The sequence below is a fragment of the Pantanalinema rosaneae CENA516 genome (genome assembly GCF_050753385.1).
Lineage (GTDB): Bacteria > Cyanobacteriota > Cyanobacteriia > Leptolyngbyales > Leptolyngbyaceae > Pantanalinema > Pantanalinema rosaneae.
Genome location: NZ_JBLZFZ010000006.1, coordinates 1 through 25159 on the forward strand (window position 1 = coordinate 1; position 25159 = coordinate 25159).

Below are 25159 nucleotides of genomic sequence, written 5' to 3' on the forward strand. Positions count from 1 at the left end.
AGATGTGTATAAGAGACAGGGGGAGTGGGGAGGTGGGGAGGAACTGAACCAAATTCTGGCTCCGGGTTTTAAGCGTCTACCGGGTTTGACTAAGGCGAGCCAGCGATCGGAAAAGCCAGCGATCGGGGTGGTGTCGCTGGGTTGGGGTTCGAGTAACAGCACTTCGACTGGTAAGCCACTCGACTTTTGCCCATACAAGCGGGCTGGAATGACTCGGGTGTTATTCAGGACGAGCAGATCGCCAGCTTGCAAGAAATTGGGCAGATCCCGAAAGTGGGCATGGTGATGGTTATCTCGATCGTTGACCACCAACAGCCGCGAACTGTCTCTCGGGATCACCGGCGATTGGGCAATCCGGTCTTCGGGCAGCACGTAATCGTAGGCAGTAAGTTGGTGGTCAAGCGGGTCAGTCATCGGTCATTGGTCACTGGTCACTGGTCATTGGTCATGGTTGCTGCTCAACGTCTCCGAGCTTGGAGTTTGCGATAAACCGCTTTTAAGTCAACCTGGTGATGGGCTAGGGCTACCAGCGTGTGATACAGCAAATCGGCAACTTCCCCCGCGATCGCATCTGGATCATCGTCTTTAAACGCCATCACCACTTCTGCCGTCTCTTCACCGATCTTCTTAAGAATTTTGTTGTCACCTCCAGCCAAGAGTTTGCAGGTATAGGAGGTATCTGTGGGATGATCCCGCCGATCGCAAATCACCTGGAACACCTGGGACAGAGTATCGGCAGGCGGCGGCGTGACCTGGTGATCAACCCGATGGAAACAACTGCGTTCTCCGGTATGGCAGGCAATATCGCCAATCTGCTCCACACTCACCAGGATTGTGTCACTGTCACAGTCATAGCGAATCGTCTGGATTTTCTGAGTGTGACCGGACGTGCCCCCTTTATGCCAGAGTTCCTGCCGCGATCGACTCCAGAACCAGGTTTCGCCCGTCTCCAGGGTTTTTTGCAACGATTCCCGGTTCATCCATGCCATCATCAGCACTGTGCCGTCCAGATAATCCTGCACGATCGCCGGGACTAAACCGCGATCGTCATAGCGAATCTGATCGACGGGAACCGCTTGCTGTAACTCCATGTCCAAACACTCAATTAATTGACAGTCCACTTCATTATTGTCAGGTAGATTGGTCGTTTCCTGACATGGGCATACTGAAGCCACTGGTAGAATTAATCCGATCGCCGGAAGATTAAGATTTATTATGACGCTCCATCTTGTCCGCCAGATTCACACCGCTAGCGACTTAGATCCACTCCATGAACTTCTGGGTCAAGCCATTGGTGAACTGTGCTGGAAAACCAGCCTCAACTATCATCACGAAATCACGCTCCATTTCGGTGAACCGATCGCCTATACCTGTCATACCCAGTTAGGTAAGGATCACGGGAGTTGGATTCTCGTCACCCGGGGAGCGGTTTGGCAGCTAGAACGCACTGGCGGCACAACGGTTCCCGGTCAAACGGGCTTAGAAGACTTCAGTCAAATGCTGACTCACCTGGAAGGACAAAGTATGACGGCGATCGAAATCACCTATCCTGACCTGCAAGTGGTGATTGATTGGAGCAATGGCGATCGCTTAACTCTGATTCCCACCAGTGATGATAACGATCTCCCGGACTGGGAACTCTTCACCCCAGAACAACGCGTTCTCCAGGTCGGGCCCGGTGTTACCTGGTCCTACGGGCAATCCCGCTAACCCCACTCCCCACTCCCCACTACTCCCCCCATCTCCCCACTCCAGGTAAGATAAACAAATGTGCGTTCACATAGCCAGACAGATTTTTAGCGTTCAATTTCACCGTTCCTCCCCCTCACTTCATTCTGTCAACCCCTAAGGAGATAGCATTGGTCACGAGTACATTTAAGACAACCAAATCAGAAGAGATTTTTGCGGCGGCTCAAAAACTCATGCCGGGAGGCGTTAGTTCCCCAGTACGAGCGTTCAAATCCGTGGGTGGGCAACCTGTGGTATTCGATCGCGTTAAAGGCGCGTATGCCTGGGATGTCGATGGCAACCAATATATTGACTATGTTGGTACCTGGGGCCCCGCGATTTGTGGGCATACCCATCCTGATGTGATTAAAGCCATTCAGGAAGCGGCAGAGAAGGGAACGAGCTTTGGTGCCCCCTGTCGCCTGGAAAACGTATTAGCCGAAATGGTGATTGATGCCGTTCCCAGCATTGAAATGGTACGCTTCGTCAACTCTGGGACGGAAGCCTGTATGTCGGTGCTGCGCTTGATGCGGGCATTCACCGGACGGGAAAAGATCATCAAATTTGAAGGCTGCTATCACGGACATGCTGATATGTTCCTGGTGAAAGCGGGATCTGGGGTAGCGACTCTGGGGTTGCCGGACTCCCCCGGAGTTCCTAAAACGACGACCAGCAATACGCTAACCGCTCCCTTTAATAACCTGGAAGCGGTGAAAGCCTTGTTTGAAGAAAATCCCGAGCAAATCGCGGGGGTAATTCTGGAACCCGTAGTTGGTAATGCGGGGTTCATTCCTCCCGATGCGGGTTTCCTACCGGGACTGCAAGAGATCGTGCGGGAACATGGGGCTTTACTGGTATTCGATGAAGTGATGACCGGCTTCCGGATTGCCTATGGCGGAGCACAGGAGAAGTTTGGCATTACGCCCGACTTAACCACGCTGGGCAAGATCATCGGCGGCGGTTTACCCGTGGGTGCCTATGGAGGTCGCCGCGACATTATGAGTATGGTGGCTCCCGCCGGCCCGATGTACCAGGCAGGCACTCTATCCGGTAATCCTCTAGCCATGACCGCCGGAATCAAGACCCTGGAACTGTTACGGCAACCGGGTACCTATGACACCCTCGATCGCATCACCAAGCGGTTAGCCGATGGGCTGCTGCAAATTGCCAAAGAGACGGGACATGCGGCTTGTGGTGGTCAGATTAGCGGCATGTTTGGACTATTCTTCACCGAAGGTCCTGTCCACAATTACGAGGATGCCAAGAAGTCTGACCTGAATAAGTTCAGCCGCTTCCATCGCGGTATGTTGGAGCGCGGGGTCTATCTAGCCCCATCCCAATTTGAGGCTGGGTTTACGTCACTCGCCCATACCGAGGAAGACATCGATCGCACTCTGGCAGCAGCCCGAGAAGTGATGTCGAGTCTGTAATCGTCCCCACTAAATCGGTAAATCGAACGGCTGAAGGCGTTAATCGTTGATTCCTTCAGCCGTTTTTGCATCAGCCAACTTTAAGGAATGGCAGGGGGAGGGGGATCGGGAATGACGACTGGCTGAGAACGGCTGGGAGGGGGCGGATTTGGGATCACGGGAGGTGGTTCTGGAATCACCACGGGTCTTGAGTTGGAACCGCCTGGTCGTACAAATTGCTCTGCCGGAGCCGAGATGCTGGTTGGGGGTGGGGCAGGTTCCGCCGTCATGTCATGGCGTTCTCCAGGGCGCGGGAACTGTTCGGCGGTAGAGGGTTCTGCGATTGTGGGTGCCGGAGCCTGGTCATTGAACCCTCGATCGTCGTTAGGGATGAACTCGGAGGTAGCCGGATTAGGCTCAGCATCTTGACGCTCATTGGCTCGTGGTTCTGAGTTAGGAGTCGTCTGACTGCGGCGGACTTGGGCAGCTTGGGCGGCGCGAATTTGGGCTTGCCAGTCGCCGATCGCATTTTGGGCTTGCCAATACAGGGAACGACCAGGAGCAATGGTTGCGGCGGCTTGAATGGCACTATTCAAATTGCCTTGCCCCGCCAATGCCCACGCCCGATCGAGAATCGGCTGATCCTCGATCGTCTGAATTCCCTGATACCACTCCCGCACCAGGGTTTGAGCTGTGCCGCGTAAGGCTCGTCCCGTCGCAATTTGATTCGCCTGGGCGATCGCCGCTTTCAATGCCACTAATGTTCCTGGCTCGGCTAACTGTTGGGCATACAGCAAATAGGGGCGATCCTCAACCTGTTGTTTGGTATTTCTCCACATGGCTACCAGCGTTTGTGCCGGGATGCGCCGAGGACGATCGGGAGTAATTTGTTGGGCTTGGGCGATCGCTACATCATAGGACAGGGTTTGCCCGGTTTGAGCAATCACATTTGCCAGTTGCAATTGCGTACTGTCCTGAAGCTGGGTTTGCCACTCTTTAATACTGGCTTGGGCTAAGGGATAATAGCGGCTATCCGCCGGGATGACGCTGGCTAAAGCAACGGCGGTCGTCAGGTTACCAATCTGGTTAAAGGAAGGCATCAGGCTAGCGCCACCCGTGACTGCAAACTGACGAGCGTAGCTTAATCCCATCAGGTCATAAGCCGCTTGAGCCAACTCCGGGTTGAGGGTGACAGGTTGGATCACCGCGATCGCCGCTTCCGGATTATTCTGTCGCCAGCGTTGTACGCCGAGTGCTAAGAGGGTTTCGCTCCATTGTTTAACAATGCTCCGGGCTTCTGCCCAGGTGTAGGTGGTGGCATCAATTTTGAGGGCTGCCCCGATCGCTGCCCCTAAGTCCGTGGGTGAGCCATAGACCGCTAGATTCTTCGCATCGGTAAATAATCGTCTTGCCTGCTGTTCTGTTAGTAGTTGCCGAGATAAAAGCTGTGGACGTTGATAGCGCCAATAATCGTGATTAATTTCCCGCAGGCTGGCGATATGCTGAGAGGCTTCATCCCAACGCTGCTGCTTCATAGCATTACGGGCTTTCGTCGTAATGGCTTCCCCACGTTGCCAGAGGGTTTGCCATTGGGCGATAACCGTTTGAGCATCCTGATAGATCGGGCTGGATTTGGGAATTTGCTTGGCAAGGTCTACCGCTCCCTTCAGATCACTTTGTTCAATTCGTTGTTGGGCAATCTGGAGAATGGCTTCTGACCACTCATCGATCGACTTCTGCGCTTCTTTGTGTAGAGGATGATCCGGAGTCCATTGCTCCAAAAACTTCAGTCCTGCCAGCAGTTGGGGTAAATCCCCCGATCGGGCTGCCTCCTGGGCGCAATAGAGCCGCTCCATGTCGGGAGAAAGCACAGAGATTTTGGTGCAGTCGGCGGAAGGGGGGGGAGTGGCTAACCACACTAATGCCAGGACACCAACGCCACCAAAGACCAAACAGCTTGTTAGCCCGAGTAACAGCCAACTGCGGGACTTGACCCATTGCGGAATCCGGAGGGGACGACCGGGATGCTCGATCGTGGCAGCGACCTCAGCTAAAGCGGGATCAATACCGTTGGGCGATCGGGCTTCATACTGGGGCAACTCTGAGTTACCCGGTTGATTAATCTCAGGTCGATTCAAATTACTCTTCACTCCACCATCCTCTCCCACTACACACTTGCTCTAACACAGCTTCAGGAAATCACGGGGAAAATTAGACAAAACTTCAGACGATCCGTTCACGGCATGAGACAGCGCTTCTATCCTACTGATTCTGTTTTAGATAAAACGCCCCATCTTGTCAGCCAAATTAGATAATTTCTGTTAGCCGAAGATATTCATTTAGTCCCTAAACTCCCAATCAACCTGGTGTCTGTCTCTGTTGCCTGGGAAGGGAAGTTGTAAAATTTATAGGTGTTTGGTTTCCCAAACCCGCCTCCAAGGTAGTAAGGTGTTGCAGGGAACCAGCTTGGTTGCATCACTTCCTCTAGCAATTAACGGAATCAGTGACGTGGCAAAGGCTTCTTACGCAGCAAGAACAACGTTTCGGTGGCGCTACTTAGTTCGTCTGATGCAAACCCTGCCACTGCATGATCTGAAGGACGAAGCGTTGAAACAACTTCACAACATCCCGATTCAGCGCTGGTCGGGGCCGGGTGGCTGGCTGATGGTGATTACGGGAGCCGCTGCTCTGCTGTATTGGAATGGCAGATTAGTGCTGGCGACGGGAGTTGGCATCAGCGTGATGATGTTGATCTACTTAATGCACGATTGGCATTTGGAGCAGTCCTGGGCAGATCTGCGTAAATGGCTCGATGGTTGGAATCAACCCCTGGCGTTGGCGATCGCGGGTGGTGGAATCGCCACATTAACGACCTATCTGGCAACGGCAATCTGGGCAGATGCCTCTAGTCCCTGGATTGCCTTAGGCGCGATTCTGCAAGGCTCAGGCACATTAGCGGTGTTAGTCCTCTTAACTTGGCAGATTTTGCATTGGCAGGCGAATCAGAACAAGACATCCGTTAGTCAATTAGTCACTCATCTCACCCATAGCGATCCCCTGCAACGGTTGATTGCGATTCGGCAACTCACCGCTAGTCTTACGCAAACTCGTTATCCTGACCTACATCAACGCCGGACGATCGCGGACTACTTCAAGCTGATGTTGAACCAGGAACAGGAACCGATTATTCGGGATGCTTTACTGGATGGGCTACAGATGCTCGATCGTCCGGCTCAAGCCCTCAAACCAGCCAGTCAACCACCCCTAAACATCACAGCCATTAAACAGACTACTGCCAAAAAACGCCGTCGTCTTCCGGTTCAGTAAGTCTATGGCTCCATCAAAGACCATGAAGGGCGGATTACGGATGACGATCTCCGCCCTAAGTTAGCAATAGTAACGTTACTTCGCCATTGCCGGTTCTGGTGATTGATCGGCAACATGAATCCAATCCGTGTGATATACCCCGGGCTTGTCTACCCGCTCGTAAGTATGGGCACCGAAGTAATCCCGTTGAGCTTGGGTCAGATTTTGCGGCAAGCGATCGCGGCGGTAGCTATCGAAGTAGTCCAGGGAGGCGCTAAAGGCTGGCACTGGAATCCCCACTTTGGCGGCGGTGGCAATCACGTCTCTCCAGGCGGTTTGGCGATCGAGAATGCTTTGCTTAAACTCGGGGGCTAACAACAAATTTGGCAGACTAGGATTTTCATCAAACGCCTGTTTGATCTTGTTCAAGAAGCCAGCCCGAATGATACAGCCGCCTTTCCAGATCCGGGCACATTCCCCTAGATTGAGTTCAAAGCCATAGATTTCGGAGGCTTTACTCAGCAGTGCCATCCCCTGGGCATAGGAACACATCTTAGAGCAGTACAGGGCATCCCGGACTTTGGCGACAAAGGCAGCAACATCCCCATCAAACCTGGCGGTGGGTCCAACTAATTGTTTCGCCGCTTCCACCCGTTCCTGCTTGTAGGACGACATAATCCGCGCCGTTACAGCCGCCGTAATGGTCGGAATGGCAACGCCAACTTCCAGAGCGCTATCCACTGTCCAGCGTCCCGTCCCTTTTTGTCCAGCAGCATCCATAATCAGGTCTACCAGTGGATTGCCGGTATCCGGATCCATGACTTTGAACACATCGGCGGTAATTTCAATCAAATAAGAATTGAGTTCGTCCGTGGTGTTCCACTGAGAGAAGACCTCATGTAATTGAGCCGCATTCAGCCCAGCGACGTTCTTTAACAGGTCATAGGCTTCGGCAATCAACTGCATGTCACCATACTCGATGCCGTTATGCACCATCTTGACGTAGTGCCCTGCCCCTCCGGGCCCAATGTAGGTGACACAAGGCCCATCATCCACCTGGGCAGCAATTTTTGTCAGAATCGGTTCAAGGTACTGGTAGGCTTGCTTCGTCCCACCGGGCATCAAACTCGGTCCATTCAGAGCGCCCTCTTCACCGCCACTAACGCCCATACCAATAAAGGTAAATTTGGCAGATTCTAAATCTTGAGCGCGGCGCTGGGTATCCGTAAATAGGGAGTTGCCACCGTCAATTAGAATATCCCCTTCATCCAACAGGGGTTTGAGTTGCTCGATCGTGGCATCGACGGGCGCACCCGCTTTCACCATAATCAAAATTTTGCGTGGCCGTTCCAGTAGCGCCACGAATTCTTCCAGGGTATAGGCAGCTTTGGCATTTTTGCCCACTGCCCGAGTTGCCATAAATTGATCAGTTTTCTCTCGGCTACGGTTATAGACCGCGATCGGGAAGCCATTGCGCTCTACGTTTAGAGCCAGGTTTTCCCCCATCACGGCAAGACCGATTACACCAAAGCTTTGCTGTGTCATAGACTCTCTGCTAACTCTGCAAGGGGCTGTCGTTCCCTTCAGGGTAGCTCGATCATTCTGGGTAAACCAGGAAGAATCCATTAATTTTGCCTGAAGTCAAGCCATATAACGATTGTTGATATGAATGAGTGCTAAGGCATAAAACTGCCTTGAGGAAGATGTTGTGTTAATTTCATCCTGCCGTCAAGAGAACCTCAGGAATCTTTGCCCACAATGAATCCTGTCAGGAATTGATGAGGACTGCGATCGTTCCTAGTCTGCCGAACACTAGATAGTCTGTCCTGGGCAGAAGGACGCGATCGTCTCGTCATCGGGATAAAATGGGCGAGATCGGGCACAGTTGGGAGCAGCAAGATGCTGGCATATATCCTCGCATTAGCAGTTGGTCTGGGTAGCTTTGCCCTCTACATGGCTGCCTTTTTCTTTCCAGAAGTTCACCGCAAAAATGATTTGATCTGGAGCGGTGTCGGCATGTTCTACGCCCTGGTGCTATGGGTTTGTGCCGAACGCATTACGGGTGGAGTGCTGTTAGGACAAACCGCGAGCGTGGCGTTATTAGGTTGGCTAGGCTGGCAGACCTTGACATTACGACGGCAGAGCACTCCCCTAGAGCAACAAACGGCAGCGCCTTCAGCCGCAGAGGTTAAAGCATCGCTGAATGAACTGTCTACGCCGGAGGGCAGAGCGAAATTGTCTGGGCAGGTATCTCGACAACTGACTGGACTAAAAGGCATCTGGCAACGCAAATCACCAGACAAATCCGTCCGAACTGCGGAAACCAGCGAAACTGAATCCTACGTTCCCCTGACCCGAGCCGATTTCGATACCGCCCGCCGCCAACGCCAAGTCGAAGAACAGTTGACCGCAGCCGCAACCCCGATCGCGGCAGAACTGGCAACGGAGGAACTGATTACGTCCACTGAGCCTCCTACTTTAGAAGCTGCGATCGAGGAAACAGTCGCCGCGACGATCGACTCCCAACCACAAACGACTCAAGAAACGGTAGACCAAGGGGCGGCTAAAATCACTGAAGCGGCGGAAGTTGTGGCTGATGCGATCGCAGAATCCGAATCACCGATCGCAACCCCAACTAAATCAGGTGGGATTTTCGCCCCAATTACGAATCTATTCAAAGGGTTTGGTCAACAGAAAGAAACGAAGCCGGTCTATGTCCGGAGACAATTCCGGCAAGAGGATGGCGAAGCGGAACCAAAATCCCAAAAGGCGGCTAAAGAAGCAAAGCCTGTTTACGTGCGGAAGCAGTTTCGTAAGCCAGAGAGTGAGGCGGAAGCAGAATCAGAAACAGCAACTAATCAACCAGTTGATCCGGCTAGCTCCCCAACCGATCCGGTCGCTGAAATTATGGCTGAGGTTGTAGAAACAACGACTACCTGGCAAGACTCGGCTGGAGAAATGACCGCCGAACTGATTGAGGACACAGTGACCTTAAAGGATCAGACCGGTGAGGTGCTGGCTGAAGTTGTCGAGGACTCCATCACGGTGAGAGATCAGGCAGGTGAGGTGGTCGCCGAGGTGGTCGAAGAAACCATTACCCTGAAGGATGAAGCCTTCGCTACCTTTGCTAATCTGGCAGAGGCGACAACCCCAGCAGCATCAACTTCATTGCCTGACTTGGCAGAATCTGCCTCTGCCGCTGTGACGAGTGATAGTGAACCCCTCCACGAATCAGCCGGAATCGTGCCAGAAGCGACAATTGATACTGCTGAGGAAATCGTTGAAGAGATGCTAGAGGACATGGCGGCTGAAAGGGCCGCGATCGTGGATGCGATCGCCAGTCCCGAAGCGGGAGGTGAGTCAAATATCGAGTTAGCGATCGACACCACTGTTCCCGAGATCACACCTCCGACTCAACCCTTAGCTGATGTGAGTGCATCGGATGCCCCGGAACCTGTAGCCGCTACGTCTGCCGATCCCGACACTGCCCAGTTACCCGAAAACCCCACGATCGCGGAGGATGATCGATCGAACTCAGCCTCTCCTAGCGCTACCTCCGACTTGGATCCGGAGTCCTCAACCTCTGATGCCCCCCCGGAATAATACCTGTTACAAAACTTGAAGCTAATCCGGTTTGTCACTGATAATGAACTAGCAGTGATTGACCGTGTGGTCATCAGCATTCGCTTATACTACAATCGTAGCATGATCGGATTTTTAATCTGGTCTGCGGATTAGTTGTGCTAGCAATGATTTAATTACTCTCTTACCCTTTCGGACTTCTAGCGGTGACAGAATCAGGAGCCTATAAAGATACCGTCAATCTTCCTAAGACTGGCTTTGACATGCGTGCCAATGCCGTCAAGCGGGAACCAGAACTTCAGGCATTCTGGGCAGAGCAGCAGATTTATCAACACCTGTCGCAGGACAATCCTGGTGAGGTGTTTGTACTACATGATGGGCCGCCCTATGCCAATGGCTCGCTACACATGGGGCACGCGCTCAACAAAATTCTCAAGGACATCATTAATAAGTACCAACTGCTTCAGGGGCGGAAAGTTCGGTATGTACCGGGTTGGGACTGCCACGGTCTGCCGATCGAACTGAAGGTACTACAAGATCTGAAGTCCGCCGAACGCCAGCAACTCACCCCAATTAAGTTGCGGCAAAAAGCCAAGGACTTTGCGCTGAAAACGGTTGAACAACAGAGCCAGAGCTTTCAGCGCTATGGCATCTGGGGCGATTGGGAGCATCCCTACCTGACTCTGAAGCCAGAATATGAAGCGGCTCAGATCGGCGTGTTTGGACAAATGGTGCTGAAAGGGCACATTTATCGAGGACTGAAACCAGTTCACTGGAGTCCCAGTTCTAAAACGGCATTGGCGGAAGCGGAACTGGAATATCCGGAAGGTCACACATCGCGATCGCTCTATGCCGCGTTTGAGGTGTTATCCCTACCCCCTGCCCTGCAAACTCCACTAGATCCTTTCCTGGGCGAACTGGGGGTGGCGATCTGGACGACAACTCCCTGGACGATTCCGGCAAACCTGGCGGTCAGTGTCAATCCGGAATTGGTTTATGCGGTGGTCGCTGTAGGTGAAAATGCTCCCGGTAACTTCAAATACCTGATTGTGGCGAAGGATCTAGTGGAGTCGCTGTCGGCAACGCTGGGGACTGAGTTGACCGTTCAGGCAACGGTGATGGGGAAAGCGCTAGAGCATACCACCTACCGTCATCCCTTGTACGATCGCCAGAGTGAAATTGTCATCGGCGGTGATTACGTCACAACGGAATCGGGGACGGGTTTAGTCCACACAGCCCCCGGTCATGGACAGGAAGACTACCTGGTGGGACAGCGCTATGGCTTGCCGATCCTGTCGCCGGTCGATGACGATGGCAACTTTACAGCCGAAGCCGGACAATTCGCCGGTCTGAATGTCCTGGGTGATGGGAACGGTGCCGTCGTAGACGCTTTAAAGGCGGCGGGAGCCTTACTGAAAGAAGAACCCTATGTGCATAAGTATCCCTACGATTGGCGGACGAAAAAGCCGACGATCTTCCGAGCTACAGAACAGTGGTTTGCCTCAGTAGCAGGTTTCCGGGACGAAGCCCTGAAAGCGATCGCAGACGTTACCTGGATTCCGGCTCAGGGCGAAAATCGGATTACGCCGATGGTGGCTGAGCGATCGGATTGGTGTATTTCGCGGCAACGCAGTTGGGGGGTGCCGATTCCGGTGTTCTACGATCAGGTGACCAATGAGCCATTGCTAAACCAGGAAACGATCGCCCATGTGCAAAGTATTGTGGCTGAAAAAGGTTCGGATGCCTGGTGGGAATTGTCAGTGGAGGAACTATTGCCGGAGGCGTACCGGAATAACGGGCACACCTACCGTAAAGGCATGGATACGATGGATGTTTGGTTCGACTCGGGTTCTTCCTGGGCGGCGGTGGTCGAGCAACGGCAGGCATTACGCTATCCCGCCGATATGTATCTGGAAGGTTCAGATCAACACCGGGGGTGGTTCCAGTCCAGTCTACTGACCAGTGTGGCGGTGCATGGTCATGCACCATACAAAACGGTACTGACTCACGGCTTTGCCCTGGATGAGCAGGGACGCAAGATGAGTAAGTCGCTAGGGAATGTGATCGATCCAGCGATCATCATCAATGGCGGCAAAAACCAGAAGGAAGAACCACCCTATGGAGCCGATGTTTTGCGGCTGTGGGTGTCGTCAGTGGATTACTCCTCGGATGTGCTGATTGGTAAAAACATCATTCGGCAGTTGTCCGATGTCTATCGCAAGATCCGCAATACCGCCCGCTTCTTACTCGGCAACCTGCATGACTTCGATCCCGCTCAACATGCGGTTCCCTACGAGCAACTGCCGGAACTCGATCGCTATATGCTGCATCGGATCACAGAGGTATTTGGAGAAATTTCGCAAGCCTTCGACAGCTTCCAGTTTTTCCGCTTCTTCCAGACGGTGCAGAATTTCTGTGTCGTCGATCTGTCGAACTTCTATCTCGACATTGCCAAAGATCGGTTGTATATCAGTGCGGCTGATTCCCTCCGTCGTCGTAGCTGCCAAACGGTAATTCAGATTGCCCTGGAAAACCTGGCTAAAGCGATCGCACCAGTGCTGTCTCACATGGCAGAAGATATCTGGCAATTCCTGCCGTATTCAACGCCTCACAAGTCCGTGTTTCAGTCGGGGTGGATCACATTAGATCCCCAGTGGCAGGCTCCGGAACTAGCCGAAAAATGGCAAACGCTGCGGCAGATTCGGGCTGAGGTCAACAAAGTGTTGGAACAGGCTCGTACCGAAAAGGCGATCGGGTCTTCCTTAGAAGCTAAGGTGTTGTTATCAGTACCGGATACTCAGTTACGGGCAACGCTCCAGGCATTAAATCCTGCCGATAGTCTGGCTGGGAATCATGTGGATGAGTTACGTTACCTGTTCCTGACTTCCCAGGTAGAGCTATTAGACTCTGCCGATCGCCTGGAAGGACTGAAGTACACCACTCAATCTGCCAACTTGGGGATTGGGGTGACGGATGCCAACGGTGAAAAATGCGATCGCTGCTGGAACTACTCCACTCATGTAGGTGAGTCTGCTACCCATCCCCTCCTATGTGAGCGTTGTGTGCCAGCGATCGACGGTCAATTCTAAGCTGGTTGGATGAGGGCGAACGACCTAGTTCCCTAATAAACCTCCTTCACCCTCATCCCCAACCCTTCTCCTCTGGGAGAAGGGATCCGATCCAGCCTTTGTTCCCTCTCCTATGGGCTACCGTGTATACACAAGTGATCAAATCCAGCCAAAAGTCCTACCGAACCGCCCCCCAACCCCCAATTCTGGGGGAGCCAAACTATTCAAAGTCCCCCAGAATTGGGGGCTAAAAAGATGTAAACGAAGTCAGACTCGACTTGTGTATACGCTGTAGCTCCTATGGGCGAGGGTGAGGACGACTACAATCCTGATACTGACGCTCTACCGCACCGAGAAGGCTTCACTAAAGCGGCGGGTTACCGGTTCGACCAGGAATGTGAGAACGGATTTCTGGCGAGTGACAATTTCGCCAGTAGCGGCCATGCCTGGAGTCAATTCCACTTCCTTGCCATGCACATTCAAGCTGCCTTGCTTCAGGCGTACCTGCGTCAGGAACACAGGTCCCATAGATTGTCCGTTTTCATCGCGTTCCACGATCGCGTTGGGGCTGACTTTTACCACTTCACCATCGACAATGCCAAACTCCTGGAAGGGGAAGGTGGCTAATTTCACTTTCACCCGTTGCCCAGTCCGAATAAATCCAATATCCCGGTTCAATACCTTCACTTCCAGAATCACATTTTCTCCCTGGGGCAACACAGACATCAGCTCTTCCCCCGGTTGGGCTGGCCCGCGTGTCGCTTTCAGGTTATATACCGTTCCCGAATAGGGAGATTCCAGGGTTTCCCGTTCCCGTTGTTTCTTGGCCTGGCTCAGTTGCCCTTCGATCGAGGTTAATTCTTCCTGCCGTTTGGCTAACTGCGATAACACTTCGCTGCTGCGTTGTGAACTTAACCCTTCGGCAGTGCTTAAAGCGGATTGATAGGATTGCTGCGATTGCCGAATTTTTTCCTGTTGTGCTGTATATTCTTTCTCTAGAGTCGCGATTTTGTCCTGAGCTTCGTTTAAGCGGCTTCTGGAACTGGCTACCTCGTCTTTTGCCCGAATCACTTCCACATTGGGCACAGCGCCCGTATTTTCCAATGTGCTTAAATTTCTCAGGCGCTCCTGGGCATTGGCAAGCAAATCCTGGGCGTTACTTAAGTCAGCCCGGGCATTATTCAAGTTTTCCTGGAGTCGTTCTAGTCGCGCATTCCCTTCACTGATCGCGGCTAGTTCCCGGTTCGCATCGGCGATCGCGGCAGCCCGTTTGTTGTCGAATTCCCGTAGGCGAGCGGCTAACAATTGGTCTTGCAGAACGGTGCCAGTTTGACTGCCGCCGGTACGTTCTGCCTGTAAACGGGCAATATCTTCGCGGATCAATTTAGCCGATTGTTCTAACCGGTTCACCTCCGCTTGCGACACCCCCGCATCCATTTCAATCAGAACCTGTCCTTTTTGAACGGCATCCCCTTCCTTGACGTTAATCACTTGAATGGAGCCAGCGCTCAGTGCCCGAATTGGACGAACTTGATTGGAGGGAATCAGTTCTCCCTGGGCGACAGCGACTTCATCCACTTTGCTGTAGTATGCCCAGGCGATCGAGCCAAATACCAGCACACTAATCGCACCAGCTAGTAGGCGGGTATACAGGGGCGGCAGTTCTTGAACCGCTTTACCCAGTTCGTAGGTCAGTGATTCTTCGGGGGAGGCTAATCGCTGTTTGGTTTGTCGAGATTGGGCCGGAGTGTTGGAAATGGAGACTTTCATGGACAAAACCTGGAATCAGAATGATGGGCAATTGAGAGGGCAGATGGCTAAGGATCGCAAATTTAATCAGCTGTAATTCCTTACGTAGGGGCGTGGCATTCGGTAAAAAACTCTTGCCATTGTTCCAGAAATCTCTGCCATAGCTTGCTTCCCGAAGGGTATGCTGCGCCCGTACAGGTAAAAGGTTGCAGTTGCTCAGGTTATTTAGTTTGTGATCCTAAACCAGAAAATTCCGTAGGAACAATGTCAGTTATTCGGCTGTGAGAGCGAGGGATAAATCACGGTTTCTCAATCTATAGTTGGAAGTTCTGGCTTTAAATTGCCCATAAACTAGATAGTTGTGATAAAAACTTGCTTAACTTAATCAAGATCTTGGCTCGGTAAAAGATCGGCAATTTTTCGTCAAAATTCTTAATCAAAACTGCGATCGTAGGGTAAATCATTTGCGATCGACATCACCTACCCTGGTATTGTTTCCCGATCCTAACGCTAGTCACCGTGTTTCAACTATTGCATTTCCTAATTCAAATTGTGCAAGCGGTTATTGTGCCATTGTGCTTTCTCTCTGCCTGGGTAATTGTGCTCATCACGGTTTGGAGCCTGTGGTCGGCGGTACGCGATACCGCTCTGCGGACGCAGCAAATGCACCAGATTCCCTGTGCGAACTGTCAGTTTTTTACGAGTGATTATCATCTTAAATGTACGGTGCATCCCTCCACCGCGTTGACAGAAGCGGCGATCGGTTGTCCGGATTATGAAGCGACCAAATCGCTCTACTCTGCCGAACGCGCTCACTAACATCTTTACGATGGATTTAAACGAAATCAGGGATAGGCAAGTGTTCTCAGCCTATCCCTGTTGTGATTGATATGTTTACGAGTGCCGTGAACGGGTCAAATCACCAACCTTAATCCGCATTTGATTCGGGATAGCGGTTATTAAAAATCTGTTCTGCTTCTGGGCAATCCTCCGCGATCGCGGGTTCAAAGTTGCCCTTCGGTACAGAGGCAAGTTTTTGCATCACCGCTCCGATACTTTCCAGGCGAATCATTTCTTCCCAGGAAGAAATTTCATCTTCCTCCTCCATCTCATAGCGAACCGTGACTAAATCACCTTCAATATCTAGAATGCGTGCGCGTTCGATCCAGCGTTGCTGATCCCGCAAGAAGATCCAGACTTCACGACCGTCACAGCAGAGTTGATAGATCTTGCGGTGTAGCATGGTTGCTTCTCCTGAACAATAGTTGCAAAAACTTTGGAAATCGGCAGTCCAACATGGAGGTCTTCCCCTCAGAGTTCCCAGCGGAATCTGTGGGTCAACGCATGAACCTGGGAATGGCACCGCTTGTAGTTAGTAAGTTATGCCCGTTCCCCCACCCCACTTGACCAGGGGGCGCACATCCTGCGATCGGGGTTCGGGCGGCATCTCGACAAAATTTTCGGCTGAGGACTGTAGCGCTGATGGAGCCGCGAGGATTAGCTCGGGAGTGCCTGCGGAACGAAAAAATTGGCATTAGGATCATTATTCTAGGCAACGCTAGGACGTTCAGAAAGTGTTAGCTCGAAACTGTTAAGAGCGAGTGAACGAACAGCAAGTGGGTAGTAAAATCTAACACGCTGCTTAAGTATCGGATTCTACCAACTATTCTAACGGTTGTTAAGTCACCTGAGAGTCCACTGAATTGCGGAAGGGCAAAATTTAGAATTTGCTCATACTCCTACCGCAGTCATCACTGGAATTCGTTAGACTGCTGGCAGGAGATGGCGGAAAGCATACTTAGGGCGGCTAGCTCCATTGTTTATGCAAGCGAGTCACTATGCAACTGCATTTAAGTACCTGGATGGAAGTGGAAGCTTACCTGGCGCAATCCCAGGGCATTATTCTCCCGATCGGTTCGACGGAACAACATGGTCCGACTGGATTGATTGGCACCGATGCGATTTGTGCCGAAGCGATCGCGCGGGGAGTGGGGGATGCCATCCACGGGTTAGTGGCTCCTACCATTAATGTGGGCATGGCACTGCATCATACTGCCTTTCCGGGTAGCATCAGCCTCCGTCCCAGTACCTTGATTTTGGTGATTCGGGACTATATTGTGTCGCTGGCAAAGGTTGGGTTTACCCATTTCTTCTTTATTAATGGGCATGGGGGTAATGTCGCGACCCTGAAGGCGGCATTTTCGGAGGTGTATGCTACCTTAGCGGACTTAAATTTACCCCAGGCGGATCAGGTGCGCTGCCAGGTAAACAACTGGTATATGTGTCCCTCTGTCTATAAGTTGGCAAAGGAACTCTATGCCGACCAGGAAGGTTCCCATGCCACCCCCAGCGAAGTTGCCGTAACTCAGTATGTCTATCCGGAGGCAATTAAGCGAGCCGCCCTCAGTCCGGAAGTCTCCAAAGAACACCGGATTTATGGAGCCGCCGATTTTCGTCGCCGCTATCCCGATGGTCGCATGGGATCGAATCCTGCGTTGGCGACTCCAGAGCATGGCAAGGAATTTTATCAACTGGCGGTGAAGGATTTAAGCAGTAGCTATCTAGAATTTCTGGCGGCTGACTAAGGAGATTCTGAGTCAAGGGTTGCCTTATGAGCAACTGCCCATAGATTGAGTTCTTCCTTATTAATCTCCACCTTGTCAAACCCTGCCTCCTGAAGTTTTTGACTCAAGCTGTCTCCAGTAAAGGCGGTGCGGTGCGCCATAAAATGATTGCCACTCTCGATCGCCGGTCTTAACCCATACAGAATATCGATCGCCGCGATCGGTCCGGCAGCAGACACATAAAGGGATGACTCTAAATTGCCCTGTGCGATATACTCCGCCACCTTTTGGATATCCGGTAGCGTAATGACGGCAATGCCACCGGGTTTCAAGACTCGGAAAAACTCCGCCAGCGCGATCGGCACTTCATGGGCATAAACATGTTCCAGATTGTGGGATGAATAGACTGCCTCTACCGCTTGATCGGGAACGGCACTCAGATCGGTAATCGAGCCAATAATATCCGGTCGCACCGCCGGATTGATGTCGAGCCGGACTTCCCGCCACTCCGGAGTGCGGAATTTGGGTGGTAGTCCCTCGGGATAATAGGGACCACAGCCCACGTGTAACACGGCTTTGGTATCCGGTGAACGATCGCCAAAAATTGACGGGGTTGCCGCTAATCGAGTGGCGACTGCCTGTTGGTAAAACGCTTCTAGCCCCTGGACACAGGCAGTATCATCAAACAGGTTTGCTTGGCTGGTTGCCATCCGTTGCGCAATATCCTGTCGCCAAGCAGGTTCCAGTCCCAGCCGCACTGCCAGATTCAGGTATTCCGCCTCACTGTTAGCGATCGTGTCCGTTACACCCAACATGGTCAACGCCGCATAGGATTGCCGACCCCGCATGACCTCGCCAGCACAGGACACGATCGGTAGGTTACAGGTAATGGCATCAAAGGTCGTGTGTCCGCCCGAAAATCCGATCGTATCCAAAAACACGTCTACACAGGTCAGCAAACTAACATAGCCGGATAAATCCTGACCCGGTAGAAAAATACAGTGATCTGCCATGTTTAAGCCAGCCGTGGCAAAGGCTTGTTCTAACCGTTGATGGAACTGACGTTCTAAGGTGGGATTGATTTGGTTCGTGAAGGTCGAGCGAATCACAAACACCAGTTTCGCCTGGGGCACACGCTGCACAAGGGCGGGAAACAGATAGTCGTGCTGTGGCAAGTATTTAAACACCAACTGGCAGGATAAATAGAGCACCGCATCCTCAGGGAGTCCCAAATCAGCCCGAGTTTTGCTGGGTGCGGGTAACTGGGGTCGGGGATAGGACAGGCCAATATTGGGTAGGCGGACTAGCTCCTCCGTATAGTGTTCCTGGGCATTCTCCGGTTCCATTAGATCGCCGGACAGGTAGTAATCGATCGTCGGTAAGCCCGACGTGACCGGATGCCCCCAGGCACTACATTGAATCGGAGCCAGCCGCAGTGCCGCGATCGTGTTAATCTTCACCCGATTTCCTAAAGCCAGAAACACCAGAATATGGGGTTGGTCTGCCAAAATACGATCACAAATGGCATCCAGGTTATCGGGCAAATGATAGAACGCATCACTGAGTAACCGGAATTGTTGGGCCCGCAGGTCAGTCGTTGCCTCCACGCTGTAACAGTAGATTTCAAACTGGCTGCGATCGTGGTTTTTTAGCCACCCAATTGCCCAGCGAGTATCGCTATTATTGCCAAGGGATTCCGCAATGTAGCCAATCCGAATTTTGCCGTTCGGACTCAGGGGCGGTAAAGGAGCCGGTAGCCGCAAGCCGGGGTAGCGCTCTGTGGCAACGCGATGCAGCATCTTACCGTAGCAGGCATAAATATCGCGATCGCCCTTGCCCTGGTATGCCAGATAAAAGTTAGTAAAGTTCTCAACGGCCTTCACATTCAGGGGTGTGGATTCTGTTTCTGCCCTGGAAACCAGTTGTTCTAAGGTTTGATAGGCCGTCCGATAGCGATCGTAGGCTGCCGCCATCTCTGCCGCATCCTGATAAATGGCGGGGAGAACAAAATTAGGCGCAAGTTGGAGAAACTGATCCTCGGGTCGTAAGGTCGCCGCCCGTTCCACAATTTGGATTGCTTCCGGCACCATGCCGCACTGGAAGAAACAGTTATACAGCAGCAGGCAATCGTTGTAGGTATCAAGCTGGTCGATCGTAAACACTTCCAGAAACGCTTCAACGGCTTTCTGATGCTGGCTTTGATACGCCAGATTGTAGACTGTACACAGTTGGGCTTTGTCGGATTTACCGATCGCACGATAGGCTGCCTCCAAGCTTTGCCATGCTTTGACGTGATTCGGACTAAGTTTGACCGCTTGCAGCAACTCGGGAATGGCGGCTTCTGGCTCTCCCTGCTTCAGTCGCAACTTGCCTAACCCGACATAGCCTGCTGATTGCTGCGGGGCAGTGGCGATCGCTTGCTGGAATAAGTCGGCGGCTTCCTCGCCGCGATCGAGTTGACTGAGTAACTCACCCAGGCTAATTAAGCTATCCACATAGACGGGATTAAGCTTCAGGGCTTGCCGAAAGGCGGTTTCAGCGTCGGGATCTCGGTTCAGGTGTTCTAATGACAGTCCACTAACATGTAGCGCTACGGGATTTTCGGGGGCAAGTTGGAGCGAAATTTCTAAGGCATTCAGCGCCTCCTCATGCCGCCCCATCAAGTGATACAACATGCCCAGATTTTGCCACACATCTGGGTTGTAGCCATCGTAGGGCAGGAGCATTCGGTAGTGGTGTTCGGCGGCATCAAAGCGTCCTTCTCCCAATGCGGCGGTGGCTTCTTGCCGGAGGGATTCGATATACAACGCCCGTTGTTGCAGTTCCAGGGTGTGCATGGCTTCCATCACCACTGGATGGGATTGTAGGGGCAGGTCAGGGCTGGCAGATGGGCGATCGCTGACGGCATCCCAACCGAGTACCAACACCCCATAGCCAAAGGCGGTATGCTCCAATTGAGGGGCGGATAGATCGAATAACAATTGTGCCTGCGGGTGCGTGGCTAAAAAGTCCCGGGTTGCCTGCCGCACCAGGAAGGAGTCTGCCTGCCCAATCACCATCAACGCCCGATCGCCCAGAAACGGCTGAACCTGTAACAGTCCCATTAAGATCGATCGATAGTCGGCGGCTCCATTGTAGAAATACACGCCAATCCGATCGGCTAACTCGGCGGCTTGCAGATCCGCAAAAAATTCTTCGGTATCCTGGCAACAGAAGAATACCTGCTCCTGCATCCCAAACGCCGATAAGTGTTCCAGCAGGCGATCGCCGATCTCCTCTTCGCTCACTCGCGCTGGACTTTCTACGGCATACGCCATTTGTTCCGGGTGGTCTAACAATGCCCCAATCAGATGAGTGCCAGCTAAACAGCCAATTTCACAATACAGTTCCCCTACTGCCAGAGAACCCACAGCCGCATTCAACAACTGCATGACGGCGGGGGTGGCTCCTCCCAGTTGCTCCAAAACCACCTGGAAGCGATCGGACACAGGTTGAATCTCAGCCGATTCCCAGTGGTGATACAGTGAGGGCAAATGCTGGGCAAACGTTTGAACGTCCATGGGGGAGCCAGAAAAAAACATCTTCCTTCATCTTGCCCAAGCCAGGAAGAATTGCTATCGGTTCCCCCAGACAATTTAATGCCCTGGATGCTTGCCGCCACCGATCGACAAACCAGCTCAGTCGTCCTAATCCTCGCTAGCAGGGGCTTCGGTTTCTGCTGTTTTACTACTGGTCAGGGCGATCGCGATCGCATCCACCACCCGCGCCACTGGAATCACTTCAATCCCAACATCGGATAGGCTATGCCCTTTAGGCACGATCGCCTGTTTAAATCCCAGTTTGGCGGCTTCCTTCAGGCGCAATTCCATCTGGGAGACGGGTCGCACCTGTCCGCCTAAGCCGACTTCTCCAATTAGCACTAAGCGGGGATTAACGACGCGATCGCGGAAGCTAGCCACCACAGACACCGCGACTCCCAGATCGGCAGCCGGTTCACCGACACTCAAGCCGCCAGAGGAAGCCACATAGGCATCCAGCTTCGATAACGGAATGCCGACCCGTTTTTCTAGCACCGCCAGAATTTGCAGTAAGCGATTATATTCAATTCCCGTCGTCGATCGCCGGGGGGAACTGTAACTGGTAGGGCTGACGAGTGCCTGCAATTCCACGACGATCGGGCGAGTGCCTTCACAGGCAACGATCGTCGCACTACCAGAGGACACCTCTTCCCGATTGCCAAGAAATAACTCCGATGGGTTCAGCACTTCCTGAAGTCCCTGATCCACCATTTCAAACACCCCAATCTCATGGGTCGCGCCAAACCGATTTTTCACCGATCGCAGTAAACGGTGACTGGCAAATCGATCGCCCTCAAAGTACAGCACCGTATCCACTAAATGTTCCAGCACCTTCGGCCCCGCGATCGCCCCTTCCTTAGTCACATGCCCCACAATAAATAAGGTAATATTCTGGCGTTTGGCAAACTGCATTAATACAGAGGTACATTCCCGCACCTGAGCCACCGACCCCGGAGCCGAAGTTAAGGCACTAAAATAGAGCGCCTGAATACTATCAATCACCGCTACCTGCGGCTGCAACGCTTCCAGTTCCGCCAAAATCGTATCCAGATCAATCTCTGGCAATAGATAAAGATCGGCATCGCTGCCCGGAGTCGTGGTGTCTTTAGGGGTGACTCCCAATCGCTGCGATCGCAGTTTCACCTGTTGCCCCGATTCTTCGGCACAAACGTAGAGAATTCGATGATTTTGGGCAAGGCGACTGGCCGTTTGTAACAGCAGGGTCGATTTACCAATGCCCGGATCGCCGCCAATCAACACCAGGGAACCGGGAACAATGCCTCCGCCTAAAACGCGATCGAGTTCGGTATACCCTGACGGTAAGCGGGTTTGAGGATGATCTGAAATTTGGGCGAGGGTGAGGGAGGCTTTGGCTTGGGCAGTAGTTGGGCGGGAAGTCGCGCGTTTACTGGAACGAGATGCTACCGTTGCCGTAGCGCCCGATCGCACAGCAGCAGCGGCGGTTGCGGCGGGGGCAACCTGTTCTTCTAGCGTATTCCAGGCAGCACAGGCAGGACATTTTCCGAAGTATTGCGAAAACTCTGCCCCACATTGGTGACAAACATACAGCGATCGTGGTTTTGGCATATTTCAGGATGCAAATAAGTTAAGAGGCAAGGCGGCAGTCGATCGAGGCATGAAATCAACTGAACTCCCATCAGCGAATCAGCGGTGAAAAATATCCGTAGAAACCACCTTTCGCCACCTGAGACTAAATTCACAATTAAATTAGGGTGCTAATCAATCCATAGGAGCAGGGTTATTTCCTAATCACTGATTTAGTGATCATGGGGTACGGTTGCAAGATGGGAAACGAAAAATTGCTAATGCCTGGGACAGGAGATCCAAACGCATTCGTAGATCGCTAAACGCTAACACTCAAACGAAGCTTAAAAAAAATTAAAGGATTGTTCAAAGGAGAATTTTCGCGCTCTCAAGACTGTTAAATGGGGTACTATCTTTAATGATAAAGTACGAAAATTTAAACATAAAAATCCTCTTAAGGCTTGCATCAATTAGGAGTGGATCAAATTGGAAAACCACAAGGAAAAAATTCTGGTCGTTGATGACGAAGCGAGTATCCGGCGGATTCTGGAAACTCGTCTTTCAATGATTGGATATGACGTTGTTACTGCGGCGGATGGCGAAGAAGCGCTGGATACATTTCGTAGTGCGGATCCGGATCTGGTGGTTCTGGATGTCATGATGCCTAAGTTGGATGGCTACGGAGTCTGCCAGGAACTGCGAAAAGAGTCGGATGTGCCGATTATTATGCTAACGGCTTTGGGAGATGTGGCCGATCGCATCACCGGATTAGAACTGGGCGCTGATGATTATGTCGTTAAGCCCTTCTCCCCCAAGGAACTGGAAGCGCGAATTCGCTCAGTTCTGCGGCGGGTCGAAAAAACGGGGACTTCGGGCATTCCCAGTTCCGGCGTGATCCACATTAACAACATCCGCATTGATACTAACAAACGTCAGGTCTACAAGGGTGATGAACGGATTCGGCTGACTGGCATGGAGTTTAGCCTCCTGGAATTACTTGTCAGTCGATCGGGGGAAGCCTTCTCTCGCTCCGAAATTCTTCAGGAAGTTTGGGGCTACACACCGGAGCGGCATGTCGATACTCGGGTGGTGGATGTGCATATTTCGCGACTACGGGCAAAGTTGGAAGATGACCCTAGTAACCCGGAGCTAATTCTCACCGCTCGGGGCACTGGCTATCTGTTCCAACGGATTATTGAACCGGGGGAAACCGAAAAAGCTTAACCTGCTCCCTCTCTCCAGAACATCTTGGCAGAGGCTATTCTGAATAAGGACTTAAGAATGCCATCTGCTTGCAGCTCATGCAAATTTATCTGGATTACAGCGCCACTACTCCCACTCGACCCGAAGCGATCGCAGCAATGCAGTCTGCGCTGACGGAACAGTGGGGGAATCCCTCTAGCCTCCATACCTGGGGGCAACGGGCGGCAACCGTGTTAGAACGGGCGAGGGTACAGGTTGCGCGATTGATTAACGCTCCAGCCGAAGCGATCGTGTTTACCGCCGGGGGGACGGAAGCCGATAACCTGGCAGTCATGGGAGTCGTGCGGCAATATTCCACGCCTCAACATTTGGTCATTTCTAGCATTGAACACTCCGCGATCGCCGAACCTGTCCGCTTACTCGAACAATGGGGTTGGCGTGTGACTCGCTTGCCCGTCGATCGCCAGGGTCGGATTAATCCCCTTGACCTGCGTACCACCTTACAGCCAGATACCGTATTGGTCTCAATTATTTACGGTCAAAGTGAAGTGGGTACGCTCCAAGCCATTCCCGAACTGGTGGCAATCGCCCATGAGCATGGCACCTTATTTCATACCGATGCCGTCCAGGTCGCCGGACGCTTGCCGATCGATGTGCAGCAACTCCCAGTTGATCTGCTCTCCCTATCCAGTCATAAACTGTATGGCCCGCAAGGAGCCGGGGCACTCTACATTCGTCCCGGTGTGTCTCTCTTACCTCTACTGAGTGGTGGCGGTCAGGAATCGCGGTGGCGCTCGGGCACTCAGGCATTACCCGCGATCGCCGGATTTGGGGTTGCCGCCGAATTAGCGGCTCAGGAAATGACCACAGAAACCCCCCGACTGATCCAATTGCGCGATCGCTTATTTGAGCAACTGGCAGATGTCCCAGAATTAGTGCCGACGGGCGATCGCTGGCAGCGCTTACCGCACCATGTCAGTTTTTGTCTCAGCCATGCCGATGGGGAAATTCTGAATGGTAAAGCTCTGGTTCGCCAAATGAACCTGGCTGGCATTGGCATTAGTGCCGGAGCCGCCTGTCGCAGTGGCAAAATTACCCCCAGTCCGATTTTGCAAGCGATGGGCTACAGCGATCGGGTGGCAACGGCAGGAATTCGCTTCACCTTAGGTCGCTTCACCACTGCCGCCGACATTGACTGGACGGCAATGGTCTTAAAGCAGGTACTGGAACGCCTGCAACCCCAACCCGTCCTCTCCAGCGTCTAACCCGTCCTCTTCCTATCCACCCCATCTTCCTCATCTTCCCCCTCTCCCCACCCCCCGCTTCCAACTGGGCGCAATATCATGGAGGAAGTGAATAGAGTTCTGAGGGGAGATCCCACACAATTCTCAGATAAGTTAATATTAGTTAACATAGATAGAATTGTA

Annotated in this window: 17 protein-coding genes; 9 read left to right on the plus strand and 8 right to left on the minus strand. The window is 52.5% G+C overall.

Features of this window, described 5'->3' with window-relative positions:
- Positions 1-414: S-adenosylmethionine:tRNA ribosyltransferase-isomerase (locus ACN4EK_RS04565; protein WP_431656305.1), on the minus strand; the 414-nt coding region annotated here is incomplete at its 3' end.
- 44 nt (positions 415-458) lie between these two features.
- Positions 459-1175 carry a bifunctional phosphoribosyl-AMP cyclohydrolase/phosphoribosyl-ATP diphosphatase HisIE gene (gene hisIE, locus ACN4EK_RS04570; RefSeq protein WP_431656306.1) on the minus strand — a complete coding sequence of 239 codons (717 nt, stop codon included), beginning with the start codon at positions 1173-1175 and terminating at the stop codon, positions 459-461.
- A 40-nt stretch (positions 1176-1215) separates the two neighbouring features.
- On the opposite strand from hisIE, the gene ACN4EK_RS04575 reads away from it, so the two are divergent.
- Together ACN4EK_RS04575 and hemL are read left to right on the plus strand one after the other, a co-directional pair.
- Complete coding sequence (locus ACN4EK_RS04575; RefSeq protein WP_431656307.1) at positions 1216-1710, plus strand: hypothetical protein; 495 nt, start codon at positions 1216-1218, stop codon at positions 1708-1710.
- Between the two features lie 149 nt (positions 1711-1859).
- Positions 1860-3158 carry a glutamate-1-semialdehyde 2,1-aminomutase gene (gene hemL, locus ACN4EK_RS04580; protein WP_431656308.1) on the plus strand — a complete coding sequence of 433 codons (1299 nt, stop codon included), beginning with the start codon at positions 1860-1862 and terminating at the stop codon, positions 3156-3158.
- 80 nt (positions 3159-3238) lie between these two features.
- Here the strand turns inward: hemL and ACN4EK_RS04585 are convergent, their stop codons facing one another.
- Positions 3239-5287: a hypothetical protein gene (locus ACN4EK_RS04585; protein ID WP_431656309.1), complete on the minus strand. Its 2049-nt coding sequence runs from the start codon at positions 5285-5287 to the stop codon at positions 3239-3241.
- Positions 5288-5645: 358 nt separating this feature from the next.
- Here ACN4EK_RS04585 and ACN4EK_RS04590 point away from each other — a divergent pair, with 358 nt between their 5' ends.
- The gene (locus ACN4EK_RS04590; protein ID WP_431656310.1) at positions 5646-6464 is read left to right on the plus strand and encodes a hypothetical protein; all 819 of its coding nucleotides are present in this window, start codon (positions 5646-5648) and stop codon (positions 6462-6464) included.
- A 75-nt stretch (positions 6465-6539) separates the two neighbouring features.
- On the opposite strand, the gene gndA is transcribed toward ACN4EK_RS04590, so the two are convergent.
- A complete protein-coding gene (gene gndA, locus ACN4EK_RS04595) occupies positions 6540-7988 on the minus strand; it encodes an NADP-dependent phosphogluconate dehydrogenase (protein WP_431656311.1) in 1449 nt (482 codons plus the stop codon).
- A 354-nt stretch (positions 7989-8342) separates the two neighbouring features.
- Between gndA and ACN4EK_RS04600 the strand changes: the two genes are divergently transcribed.
- A complete protein-coding gene (locus ACN4EK_RS04600) occupies positions 8343-10046 on the plus strand; it encodes a Ycf66 family protein (RefSeq protein WP_431656312.1) in 1704 nt (567 codons plus the stop codon).
- Positions 10047-10231: 185 nt separating this feature from the next.
- Positions 10232-13114, plus strand: coding sequence for an isoleucine--tRNA ligase (gene ileS / locus ACN4EK_RS04605; RefSeq protein ID WP_431656313.1), 2883 nt, complete (start codon positions 10232-10234; stop codon positions 13112-13114).
- A gap of 321 nt (positions 13115-13435) precedes the next feature.
- Here ileS and ACN4EK_RS04610 read toward each other — a convergent pair whose 3' ends face one another.
- Positions 13436-14863, minus strand: a complete 1428-nt coding sequence (locus ACN4EK_RS04610) for an HlyD family type I secretion periplasmic adaptor subunit (RefSeq protein WP_431656314.1) — start codon at positions 14861-14863, stop codon at positions 13436-13438.
- Positions 14864-15361: 498 nt separating this feature from the next.
- On the opposite strand from ACN4EK_RS04610, the gene ACN4EK_RS04615 reads away from it, so the two are divergent.
- The gene (locus ACN4EK_RS04615) at positions 15362-15661 is read left to right on the plus strand and encodes a hypothetical protein (RefSeq protein ID WP_431656315.1); all 300 of its coding nucleotides are present in this window, start codon (positions 15362-15364) and stop codon (positions 15659-15661) included.
- Between the two features lie 109 nt (positions 15662-15770).
- Here the strand turns inward: ACN4EK_RS04615 and ACN4EK_RS04620 are convergent, their stop codons facing one another.
- Complete coding sequence (locus ACN4EK_RS04620) at positions 15771-16085, minus strand: DUF6679 family protein (protein WP_431656316.1); 315 nt, start codon at positions 16083-16085, stop codon at positions 15771-15773.
- Positions 16086-16680: 595 nt separating this feature from the next.
- Between ACN4EK_RS04620 and ACN4EK_RS04625 the strand changes: the two genes are divergently transcribed.
- Positions 16681-17427 carry a creatininase family protein gene (locus ACN4EK_RS04625; RefSeq protein WP_431656317.1) on the plus strand — a complete coding sequence of 249 codons (747 nt, stop codon included), beginning with the start codon at positions 16681-16683 and terminating at the stop codon, positions 17425-17427.
- Here ACN4EK_RS04625 and ACN4EK_RS04630 read toward each other — a convergent pair.
- Together ACN4EK_RS04630 and radA are read right to left on the minus strand one after the other, a co-directional pair.
- Positions 17424-20966, minus strand: a complete 3543-nt coding sequence (locus ACN4EK_RS04630) for an O-linked N-acetylglucosamine transferase family protein (RefSeq protein WP_431656318.1) — start codon at positions 20964-20966, stop codon at positions 17424-17426. The two genes, ACN4EK_RS04625 and ACN4EK_RS04630, sit on opposite strands and share 4 nt — an antisense overlap.
- Before the next feature lie 126 nt (positions 20967-21092).
- A complete protein-coding gene (radA, locus tag ACN4EK_RS04635; protein ID WP_431656319.1) occupies positions 21093-22571 on the minus strand; it encodes a DNA repair protein RadA in 1479 nt (492 codons plus the stop codon).
- Between the two features lie 444 nt (positions 22572-23015).
- Between radA and rpaB the strand changes: the two genes are divergently transcribed.
- Entirely contained in the window at positions 23016-23753 is a 738-nt protein-coding gene (gene rpaB, locus ACN4EK_RS04640; protein WP_431656320.1) for a response regulator transcription factor RpaB, read from the plus strand.
- 77 nt (positions 23754-23830) lie between these two features.
- Positions 23831-24997 carry a cysteine desulfurase family protein gene (locus ACN4EK_RS04645; protein ID WP_431656321.1) on the plus strand — a complete coding sequence of 389 codons (1167 nt, stop codon included), beginning with the start codon at positions 23831-23833 and terminating at the stop codon, positions 24995-24997.
- Positions 24998-25159: the final 162 nt, after the last annotated feature.

Coding starts and splice junctions, on each gene's coding strand:
- radA (WP_431656319.1), bottom strand. CDS start 22,571: ATGCCAAAACCACGATCGCTGTATGTTTGTCACCAATGTGGGGCAGAG.
- ACN4EK_RS04600 (WP_431656312.1), top strand. CDS start 8,343: ATGCTGGCATATATCCTCGCATTAGCAGTTGGTCTGGGTAGCTTTGCC.
- ACN4EK_RS04575 (WP_431656307.1), top strand. CDS start 1,216: ATGACGCTCCATCTTGTCCGCCAGATTCACACCGCTAGCGACTTAGAT.
- ACN4EK_RS04630 (WP_431656318.1), bottom strand. CDS start 20,966: ATGGACGTTCAAACGTTTGCCCAGCATTTGCCCTCACTGTATCACCAC.
- ACN4EK_RS04625 (WP_431656317.1), top strand. CDS start 16,681: ATGCAACTGCATTTAAGTACCTGGATGGAAGTGGAAGCTTACCTGGCG.
- ACN4EK_RS04610 (WP_431656314.1), bottom strand. CDS start 14,863: ATGAAAGTCTCCATTTCCAACACTCCGGCCCAATCTCGACAAACCAAA.
- ACN4EK_RS04645 (WP_431656321.1), top strand. CDS start 23,831: ATGCAAATTTATCTGGATTACAGCGCCACTACTCCCACTCGACCCGAA.
- ACN4EK_RS04620 (WP_431656316.1), bottom strand. CDS start 16,085: ATGCTACACCGCAAGATCTATCAACTCTGCTGTGACGGTCGTGAAGTC.
- gndA (WP_431656311.1), bottom strand. CDS start 7,988: ATGACACAGCAAAGCTTTGGTGTAATCGGTCTTGCCGTGATGGGGGAA.